The sequence below is a fragment of the Geminicoccus flavidas genome, assembly GCF_009806515.1.
Taxonomy (GTDB): Bacteria; Pseudomonadota; Alphaproteobacteria; order Geminicoccales; family Geminicoccaceae; genus Geminicoccus; species Geminicoccus flavidus.
Genome location: NZ_WUJP01000343.1, coordinates 1 through 7,812, shown reverse-complemented (window position 1 = coordinate 7,812; position 7,812 = coordinate 1). Strand labels below are relative to the sequence as shown.

Sequence of the window (7,812 nt, the reverse complement as noted above, 5' to 3'; positions counted from 1 at the left end):
TCTCGCTGATGCGCTGCCCGGATGGCGTGGACGGCAAGTGCTTCTTCCAGAAGGCGCCCTGGCGCGGGATCGACAAGGCCGTGGCGGTGCTCGACAACCCCGGCGAGGGCGGCGACACCGTGCTGGCGATAGAGAGCCTGGACGGCATGGTGGCGCTGGTGCAGGGCGGCGTGCTGGAGGCCCATGCCTGGGGTGCCAGGGTCGACGACTTGGACCGGCCGGACCAGCTCACCTTCGACCTCGATCCGGACGAGGGGATCGGCTGGCAAACAGTGAAGGAGGCCGCGCTGGAAGTCCGTCAGCGGCTGAGCGACCACGGCCTGGAGAGCTTCCTCAAGACCACCGGCGGCAAGGGGCTGCACGTGGTCGTGCCGCTCCGGCCCAAGGCCGGCTGGGAGGAGGCCAAGGCGTTCTGCAAGGGCCTGGCCGAGGCGATGGCCGCGGACAGCCCGCAGCGCTTCACCGCGACCATGTCCAAGCAGAAGCGCAAGGGCCGCATCTTCGTCGACTGGCTGCGCAACGGGCGGGGCAACACGGCCGTTGCGGCCTACTCTACCAGGGCCAGGGCAGGCGCGCCCGTGTCCACCCCGATCGGCTGGGACGAGCTGAACCTGGACGTGCGCGGCCGGCATTTCACCCTCGCCAACCTGCCGGGCCGGCTCGCCCATCTCGCCGAGGATCCCTGGGCCGGGTTCTTCCGGCTGAAGCAGACCCTGTCGGTCGAATCCGGGGCGAAGAAGGGCAGGAAGCGCTGAGCCTGCCGGATGGGCAGGAGCCCAATGCCGCGTCGGCGGGCCGTCCGACCGGCGCCCTTTGGGCTTGCCATCGCCTGCTGCCCTGGGCGCTGCCAAGCGCAACGCGCGCGAAGCAGAAAAAATGCAAATCTTCTTGATGGGACGGCGCGCATCGACCCCATATTCGGTGTCATGCCCAAATACCGAGCTCGCTCGGTGACACACGGTGGCGTGTGTTAGACAGGAATCACAGTTTGTCAGCTACTGTTCAAAGCGTTCCCGGACTTGAGACGTCCGCCCGGGAGTGGATGCGCAAGCTCAGCATCTACCGGGAATCGAGCACCAGGCGCAGCCTCTTCGAACTCGCCATCACCCTCATCCCGTTCGCGCTGTGCTGGGTGGCGATGGTGCTGGCGGTCCGCAGCGGGCATTTCTGGCTGTACGCCCTGCTGCTCGTCCCGGCAGCAGGCCTGGTGGTCCGGCTGTTCATGATCCAGCATGACTGCGGGCACGGCTCGTTCTTCCGGCGGCGGAGCGGCAACGACTGGACCGGGCGGCTGCTCGGGATCCTCACGCTGACCCCCTACGATTACTGGCGGCACAGCCATGCAGTGCACCACGCGAACGCCGGAAACCTGGACGGCCGCGGGATCGGGGACATCGACACGCTCACGGTCGGCGAGTATCTGACCCGGTCGCGCTGGGGCCGCCTGCGCTACCGGCTGTACCGCCATCCGCTGGTGATGTTCGGGGTCGGACCGGTCTATCTGTTCCTGTTCCAGTATCGCCTGCCGATTGGCTTCATGCGCAAGGGGCGGCCCTGGCTGAGCACCATGCTCACCAACCTAGCGATCTTCGCCATGGCCGGCGGCCTGATCTGGCTGGTCGGCATCGGGTCGTTCCTGATGGTGCATATTCCGGTTGTGCTGCTGGCGGCCGCCGGCGGAGTCTGGCTTTTCTACGTGCAGCACCAGTTCGAGGAGACCCACTGGTCGGAGGGACAATCCTGGAGCATGCCCGAGGCCGCTCTCCATGGCAGTTCGCATTATGACCTGCCGGCGGTGCTGCGCTGGTTCACCGCGAACATCGGCATCCACCATGTCCATCACCTGGTCAGCCGCATCCCGTACTATCGCCTGCCCGAGGTCCTGCGCGATCATCCGGAGCTGCGTGATGTCGGCCGGCTGACGCTGCGCGAGAGCCTGAGCTGCGTCCGGCTGGTGCTCTGGGACGAAACCCGGCGTCGCCTCGTGTCCTTCAAGGACCTGCGCCGCCACGGGAACATCGATCCTGCACCCCAAGCGGTTTGACACTGAGCACTTCCGCCCTCACTTGTAAGGCACCTAGGGGAGCCCCGTGAGGGGGCTGAGAGGTCATCGGCAAAGGGCGAATGCCCGGCGCAGCATGACGACCCTTTGAACCTGATCCAGTTCATGCTGGCGTAGGGATGGTGGTGCCTGCACGAAATGCAGAAAATCGCCCTCCCGGTGCTGGCCTGGGAGAGTGGCGTTTCCATGCGCGTCCTGGTGACCGGTGCGGGTGTTGCGGGCCTTACCGCCGCCCATGCCTTTGCGGAGCGGGGCTGCACCGTCCGTATCGTCGAGCAGGGCGAAGCTCTTGGGGCCGCGTCCTGCTCGCGGTTTGCCGGCGGCATGCTGGCTCCCTGGTGCGAGCGCGAGAGCGCCGAGGAGAGGGTGGCCGAGCTCGGTCAGGAGGCGCTAGCCTACTGGCCGAAGGTCCACCCCGCTACCTTGCGCCACGGCAGCCTGGTGGTGGCACCGCGTCGCGACGAGCGCGAGCTGGACCGCTTCGACCGCCGAACCGCTCGGCACCGGCTGCTCGATGCCGACGGCCTCGCCGAGCTGGAGCCGGACCTTGCCGGCCGGTTCGGCCGGGCGCTGTTCTTCCCGGACGAGGCCCATCTCGACCCGCGCGCGGCCCTGCCGTCGCTGGCTGGTCGGCTGGAAGCCATGGGCGTGCCGATCCGGTTCGGCACCGAGGTGACGGAGCCGCCGTCCGATATCGACCTGACAGTCGATTGCCGCGGCCTTGCCGCCGGCGATCTTTTGCCGGACCTGCGCGGGGTGAAGGGCGAGATGCTGATCCTGCGCTGCCCGGACGTGCAGTTGAGCCGGCCGGTCCGCATGCTCCACCCCCGTTTCCCGCTGTACATCGTGCCACGCAGGAACGGGCTGTTCATGGTGGGCGCCACCATGATCGAGAGTGCCGAGCGCGCCCGGGTCACCGCCCGCTCCGTCGTGGAGCTCCTAAACGCCGCCTATACTCTACATCCGGCCTTCGGCGAGGCGGAGCTGGTCGAGATCGGCGCCGACGCTCGGCCGGCCTTCCCGAACAACCTGCCCCGGGTGCGCCGGGAAGGCGGCCGGCTGTTCCTGAACGGCCTCTACCGCCACGGCTTTCTCCTCTCCCCGGCACTGGCCCGGATTGCGGCGGAGTTTGTCCTGGAAGGCAAGCAGGTGGAAGGCATTACCGAAACCAGCGGAGGAAGGACATGAAGATCACCGTCAACGGTGAGACGGTCGAGACCGGTGCGCGGTCGCTGGCCGCACTCCTGGAGGAGCTGGGCTATGGCGGGATCGTGGTGGCCACGGCGGTCAATGGCGACTTCACCCCGGCCGGGCGGCGCGCGGAGATCGAGCTGAAGGACGGCGACCAGATCGAGGTCCTGGCCCCGATGCAGGGAGGCTGAGCGACCATGGAAGTTTACGGGACGAAGCTCGCCTCGCGTCTCCTGCTCGGAACGTCGCAGTACCCCTCGCCGGCGATCCTGGCCGATGCGGTGGAGGCGGCGGGCTCCGACGTGGTGACCGTGTCGCTACGGCGCGAATCCGGCGTGGAGCGCGCCGGGCAGGGCTTCTGGTCGCTGATCCGCTCGCTGGGCGTGAAGGTCCTGCCGAACACGGCCGGCTGCCATACCGTCAAGGAGGCGGTCGCCACCGCGCAGATGGCGCGCGAGGTGTTTGGCACGCCCTGGATCAAGCTGGAGGTGATCGGCAACCACGACACGCTGCAGCCCGACCCGTTCGCGCTGGTGGAGGCGGCGGGGATCCTGTCGCGCGACGGGTTCCAGGTGTTCCCCTACACCACCGACGACCTGATCGTGGCCGAGCGGCTGGTGGAGGCGGGCTGCCAGGTGCTGATGCCCTGGGGTGCGCCAATCGGCTCGGGCAAGGGGCTGAACAACCGGTTCGCCCTGCGCAGCATGCGCGCCCATTTTCCGGACGTGCCGCTGGTGGTCGATGCCGGGATCGGCCTACCCTCCCATGCCGCGGACGCCATGGAACTGGGCTATGACGCGGTCCTGCTCAATACCGCGGTCGCCAAGGCCGGCGATCCGGTGCGGATGGCCGAAGCCTTCCGCCATGCGGTCGAGGCCGGGCGCCTGGCGTTCGAGGCCGATCCCATGGAGCCGCGCGACATGGCGGCACCCTCCACGCCAGTGCTCGGCACGGCGTTCCGGAGCTGACCTGATGCTCGATCCCTTCTACCTGATCGTCGACCATCCGCGCTGGCTGGAACGGCTCCTGCCGGTGGGCGTCCGCCTGGTCCAGCTGCGCATGAAGGACCTGCCGCAAGCGGAGCTGCGGGCACTGGTCCGCCAGGGTCGCGATCTCGCTAAGGCGCACGGCGCCCAGCTGATCGTAAACGACTACTGGCGGCTGGCGCTCGATGAGGGCTGCGACTTCGTCCATCTGGGTCAGGAGGATCTGGCCGAGGCGGATCTGGCGGCGATCCGCGGCGGCGGGCTCAAGCTGGGTGTCAGCACCCATGACGATGCGGAGCTGGACCGCGCGCTCGCGACGGAGCCCGACTATGTGGCGCTCGGCCCGATCTTCCCGACCATCCTGAAGCAGATGCGCTGGGCGCCGCAGGGCCTGGAACGGATCGGGGTCTGGAAGCGGCGGATCGGCCAGGTTCCCCTGGTCGCGATCGGCGGGCTCATCCCGGAGCGCGGGGCCGCGGCGCTGGCCGCCGGTGCGGACAGCGTGGCCGTGGTCACCGATGTCCTGCTCAACGCCGATCCCGAGGCCCGCTGCCGGGAATGGCTGGACGTGACGAGGCAGCCGGCATGAGCGATCGTTATGCCCGGCAGATGGTGCTGCCGGAGGTGGGCCCGGAAGGGCAGGCGAAGCTGGCGGCGGCCAGCGTCCTGGTGTTGGGTGCCGGTGGCTTGGGTTCGCCGGTGCTGCTGGCGCTGGCCGGGGCCGGGATCGGCCGGCTCGTCGTGGTCGACCATGACCATGTCGAGACCTCCAACCTGCACCGCCAGCCCCTCTACCGGATGAGCGACGTCGGTCGGCCCAAGGCCGTGGCCGCCCGGGACGCCATTCTGGCTTACAATCCAGAGATCTGCGTCGAACCGCTCGTGCAGAAGCTCACGCCACGTCTGGCACCGGAACTCGTCGCACAGGTGGATATCGTGGTCGATGCCGCAGATAGCCTAGCGGTCACCTACATCCTGAGCGACGCCTGCCAAGCGGCTGGCAAGCCACTGGTTTCAGCAGCCGTGCTCGGCCTAGGCGGCTATGTCGGCACGTTCTGCGGGACGGCCCCCAGCTATCGTGCCGTGTTCCCCGACATGCCGACCACAGTCGGCTCCTGTGCGGCCAACGGCGTGCTCGGCTCGGTGGTCGCGACCATGGGTGCCCTGCAGGCGCACATGGTCCTCCAGCTCGTGCTCGGCCTGGAACCGTCGCCGTCCGGCCGGCTGGTCTCGGTGGACCTGCGTCGCTTCGGTTTCGGCGGTTTCTCCTTCCTCGGCTCGCCCGAGCCGGACGGGCCGGCCATCCCGTTCGTGGAGCCCGACGCGATCCGGAGCGACGATTGCGTGGTCGAGCTGCGCGACGCGGCGGAGGCGCCGGAGCCGGTGCACGCGACGGCACGGCGCATCCTGCCGGCCGAAATCGCCACCGCCGAGCTGCCGCGCGACCGACGGGTGGTGCTGGCCTGCGCTGCCGGCATCCGGGCGCACCGGGCGGCCCGAACCCTGGCGGAACGCGGCTGGCGGGACCTGGCGGTGGTGGCGGCCGGCTAGGGAGCTCGCTCGAGGAAGTCCAGGATCCGCCGGTTGATCCCAGTGGGGTCCTCGACCGGCATAAAGTGGCCCACGCCCTCGATCAGCTCGGCTACCGAGCCCGGCCCGCAATGGTTCGGCACGCGGTCGACCTGGGCCTGATCCAGGCCGTGGCAGCCGTCATTGGTGCCGTGCAGGTAGAGGGTCGGCTGGGGCGGGTCGTAGCCCCAGGCCGCCTTCTGCTCCTCGACCCATTCGGGCGAGCCGAACCGGGTCGGGTCGAACTGCCCCCAGTAATAGCCGAGCGCCGTCTGGAAATGGGCCGGGTTGCGCAGGCAGTCCTTCACCAGCGGCAGGTCCTCCCTGGCATCATAGCTAGGTGACCAGTCGCCCAGATGTTGTCGATGAAGGCGAAGTCATTGGTCGAGGTCGACGCCTCGCAGACCCGCTGCATCTGGAAGTACCAGAAGTAGAACGAGCGCTTGATCTGCGCGTAGCTGCCGAACAGGTTCTCGCCGAAGATCGGGAAGGGCGGGATGTTCATGATCACGCACCGGCTCCAGCGCTCCGGCTCCGTCCCCGCAGCGCCGTAGGCGCCCACAGCACCCTAGTCATGGGCGAGCAGCACGGCATCGCCGCTGCCGCCCAGGGCCTCATGCAGGGCGTTCTGATCGGCAGCCGTCATGCTGGTATGGACATGGTGACGATCGGGACGGGCGCGCTGGCGCAGACGCGCGGCAATGTCACCGCCGCGGCCCGGCTGCTCGGGATCAGCCGGGCGACGCTCCACCGCAAGATCCGGCGCCTCAGCCTGCCGCCGAGCGGCACCCTGGCTGATCAGCCGGCCTTGCGCCAGCGCCGGCTGGCGAAGCTCGCCACCAGGACGAGGAAGATCAGCACGCCCGTGCCGACCTGCTGCCAGTAGAAGTTCCAGCCGATCAGGAGCAGGCCGTTGGCGACCACGGCCAGCAGCAGCACGCCCAGCATCGTGCCCGGCACATTCGGCCGGCCGCGCCGGTCCAGCGTGGTGCCGATGAAGGTGGCGCCGATCGCGTTCAGGAGGAACGCATTGCCCGAGGAGGGCACGTAGGCGTTGACCGTGGCCGACAGCATCAGGCCGGCCACCGCGGCGACGAGCGCACTCAGCAGATAGATCAGGACCAGGTCGCGGCGCACCGGCAGGCCCGAGTACCAAGCCACGGCCGGCTGGACACCGATCGCGGTCACCCGCCGGCCGAACGGCGTGGCGCGCAGCATGACGGTGAACAGGACGATCAGGATCGCCACCACCCAGAGCGGCGTGGCGATCCCGAGGATGTCGCCATGGGCTAGGAAGGTCGCCGCCTCCGGCACCTTGGCCTTGGACAGGTAGATCGGGATGCCGCCGCCGGTGGTGAGCTGCTGGACGCTGCGGCCGATGAACAGCGTGCCGAGCGTGGCCAGGAAAGGCGTGATACCGAGTGCCACGATCAGGGAGGCGTTGAACAGGCCGGCACCCAGGCCGCCCAGCAGGCCCGCCAGCAGCGCCACCCCGAACGGCTGGCCAGCCGCGATCAGGCTGACGAACAGGAGGCTGGCGAAGTCCAGTGCGGTGCCCACCGACAGGTCGATGCCACCGGACGCCACCGCCAGCGTCATCGCGATCGACACGATCGCGAGCAGGGTGAAGTTGTTGACCAGCACGCTTTCCAGGTTGCTCGGCACCAGGAAGGCCGGGCTGGACCAGGCGAAGAACAGCACCACCAGGAGGAGCGCCAGCGGCAGGCCCATCTGGAAGAGGAGGTCCGGCAGGCGGCGGTGCCGGTGCTGCGCAGTGGGGAGGGTTGCTTGGGCCATGGCTCAGCTCTCCTTGCGCCGCAGGACCGAGGTGGCCGCGACCACCAGGAGGATGAGGGCGCCCTGGACGCCGCTCACCCAGTAGCTGGAGATGTTGAGCAGCTGGAAGCCGTTGCCGAGAAAGCCGATGAACAGGGCCGCCAGCAGGCTGCCGCCGATGGTCGGCACTAGCCGGCGCGAGAACACCACGCCCAGGAGCGCGGTCAC

Annotated in this window: 12 protein-coding genes, 1 pseudogene and 1 riboswitch; of the genes and pseudogenes, 8 read left to right on the top strand and 5 right to left on the bottom strand. The window is 68.8% G+C overall.

The genetic code is table 11. The features are described from left to right. The 7 genes from ligD to EQG76_RS09500 form a co-directional block, all read left to right on the top strand. On the top strand, positions 1 to 755 hold a 755-nt coding region (gene ligD / locus EQG76_RS09530), incomplete at its 5' end, for a non-homologous end-joining DNA ligase (protein ID WP_200840683.1). A 287-nt stretch (positions 756 to 1,042) separates the two neighbouring features. Continuing rightward, on the top strand, positions 1,043 to 2,044 hold the full coding sequence (locus EQG76_RS09525; protein ID WP_159712793.1) for a fatty acid desaturase: 1,002 nt from the start codon (positions 1,043 to 1,045) through the stop codon (positions 2,042 to 2,044). A gap of 25 nt (positions 2,045 to 2,069) precedes the next feature. Continuing rightward, a riboswitch (TPP riboswitch) is annotated at positions 2,070 to 2,199 on the top strand. A gap of 49 nt (positions 2,200 to 2,248) precedes the next feature. Then, the gene (thiO, locus tag EQG76_RS09520; RefSeq protein WP_159712797.1) at positions 2,249 to 3,250 is read left to right on the top strand and encodes a glycine oxidase ThiO; all 1,002 of its coding nucleotides are present in this window, start codon (positions 2,249 to 2,251) and stop codon (positions 3,248 to 3,250) included. Beyond that, positions 3,247 to 3,444, top strand: a complete 198-nt coding sequence (thiS, locus tag EQG76_RS09515; protein ID WP_159712790.1) for a sulfur carrier protein ThiS — start codon at positions 3,247 to 3,249, stop codon at positions 3,442 to 3,444. The genes thiO and thiS overlap by 4 nt, the downstream gene beginning before the upstream one ends. A 6-nt stretch (positions 3,445 to 3,450) precedes the next feature. Continuing rightward, positions 3,451 to 4,221: a thiazole synthase gene (locus EQG76_RS09510; RefSeq protein ID WP_159712788.1), complete on the top strand. Its 771-nt coding sequence runs from the start codon at positions 3,451 to 3,453 to the stop codon at positions 4,219 to 4,221. 1 nt (position 4,222) lies between these two features. Then, positions 4,223 to 4,828, top strand: a complete 606-nt coding sequence (locus EQG76_RS09505) for a thiamine phosphate synthase (RefSeq protein ID WP_159712795.1) — start codon at positions 4,223 to 4,225, stop codon at positions 4,826 to 4,828. After that, a complete protein-coding gene (locus EQG76_RS09500) occupies positions 4,825 to 5,790 on the top strand; it encodes a HesA/MoeB/ThiF family protein (RefSeq protein WP_159712786.1) in 966 nt (321 codons plus the stop codon). Before EQG76_RS09505 ends, EQG76_RS09500 begins: the two co-directional genes overlap by 4 nt. Here EQG76_RS09500 and EQG76_RS09495 read toward each other — a convergent pair. Genes EQG76_RS09495 through EQG76_RS33135 form a run of 3 tightly spaced genes read right to left on the bottom strand, consistent with a single transcriptional unit; the run spans position 5,787 to position 6,559 of the window. Further along, positions 5,787 to 6,116 carry an alpha/beta fold hydrolase gene (locus EQG76_RS09495; protein WP_159712784.1) on the bottom strand — a complete coding sequence of 110 codons (330 nt, stop codon included), beginning with the start codon at positions 6,114 to 6,116 and terminating at the stop codon, positions 5,787 to 5,789. The two genes, EQG76_RS09500 and EQG76_RS09495, sit on opposite strands and share 4 nt — an antisense overlap. Beyond that, positions 6,113 to 6,319: a hypothetical protein gene (locus tag EQG76_RS09490; protein WP_159712782.1), complete on the bottom strand. Its 207-nt coding sequence runs from the start codon at positions 6,317 to 6,319 to the stop codon at positions 6,113 to 6,115. Before EQG76_RS09490 ends, EQG76_RS09495 begins: the two co-directional genes overlap by 4 nt. 57 nt (positions 6,320 to 6,376) lie before the next feature. After that, complete coding sequence (locus EQG76_RS33135) at positions 6,377 to 6,559, bottom strand: hypothetical protein (protein WP_200840684.1); 183 nt, start codon at positions 6,557 to 6,559, stop codon at positions 6,377 to 6,379. Here EQG76_RS33135 and EQG76_RS33360 point away from each other — a divergent pair. Next, positions 6,476 to 6,694: a helix-turn-helix domain-containing protein gene (locus tag EQG76_RS33360; protein WP_407925520.1), complete on the top strand. Its 219-nt coding sequence runs from the start codon at positions 6,476 to 6,478 to the stop codon at positions 6,692 to 6,694. The genes EQG76_RS33135 and EQG76_RS33360 overlap by 84 nt on opposite strands. On the opposite strand, the gene EQG76_RS09480 is transcribed toward EQG76_RS33360, so the two are convergent. Together EQG76_RS09480 and EQG76_RS09475 are read right to left on the bottom strand one after the other, a co-directional pair. Then, positions 6,607 to 7,605 carry an ABC transporter permease gene (locus EQG76_RS09480; protein WP_159712780.1) on the bottom strand — a complete coding sequence of 333 codons (999 nt, stop codon included), beginning with the start codon at positions 7,603 to 7,605 and terminating at the stop codon, positions 6,607 to 6,609. The genes EQG76_RS33360 and EQG76_RS09480 overlap by 88 nt on opposite strands. Before the next feature lie 3 nt (positions 7,606 to 7,608). Then, positions 7,609 to 7,812, bottom strand: a pseudogene (locus EQG76_RS09475) (ABC transporter permease); the annotation flags it as partial.

Excerpts from the sequence above, each read along its gene's own strand:
- EQG76_RS09525 (WP_159712793.1), top strand. The coding sequence starts at position 1,043 with ATGCGCAAGCTCAGCATCTACCGGGAATCGAGCACCAGGCGCAGCCTC.
- thiO (WP_159712797.1), top strand. The coding sequence starts at position 2,249 with ATGCGCGTCCTGGTGACCGGTGCGGGTGTTGCGGGCCTTACCGCCGCC.
- thiS (WP_159712790.1), top strand. The coding sequence starts at position 3,247 with ATGAAGATCACCGTCAACGGTGAGACGGTCGAGACCGGTGCGCGGTCG.
- EQG76_RS09510 (WP_159712788.1), top strand. The coding sequence starts at position 3,451 with ATGGAAGTTTACGGGACGAAGCTCGCCTCGCGTCTCCTGCTCGGAACG.
- EQG76_RS09500 (WP_159712786.1), top strand. The coding sequence starts at position 4,825 with ATGAGCGATCGTTATGCCCGGCAGATGGTGCTGCCGGAGGTGGGCCCG.
- EQG76_RS09480 (WP_159712780.1), bottom strand. The coding sequence starts at position 7,605 with ATGGCCCAAGCAACCCTCCCCACTGCGCAGCACCGGCACCGCCGCCTG.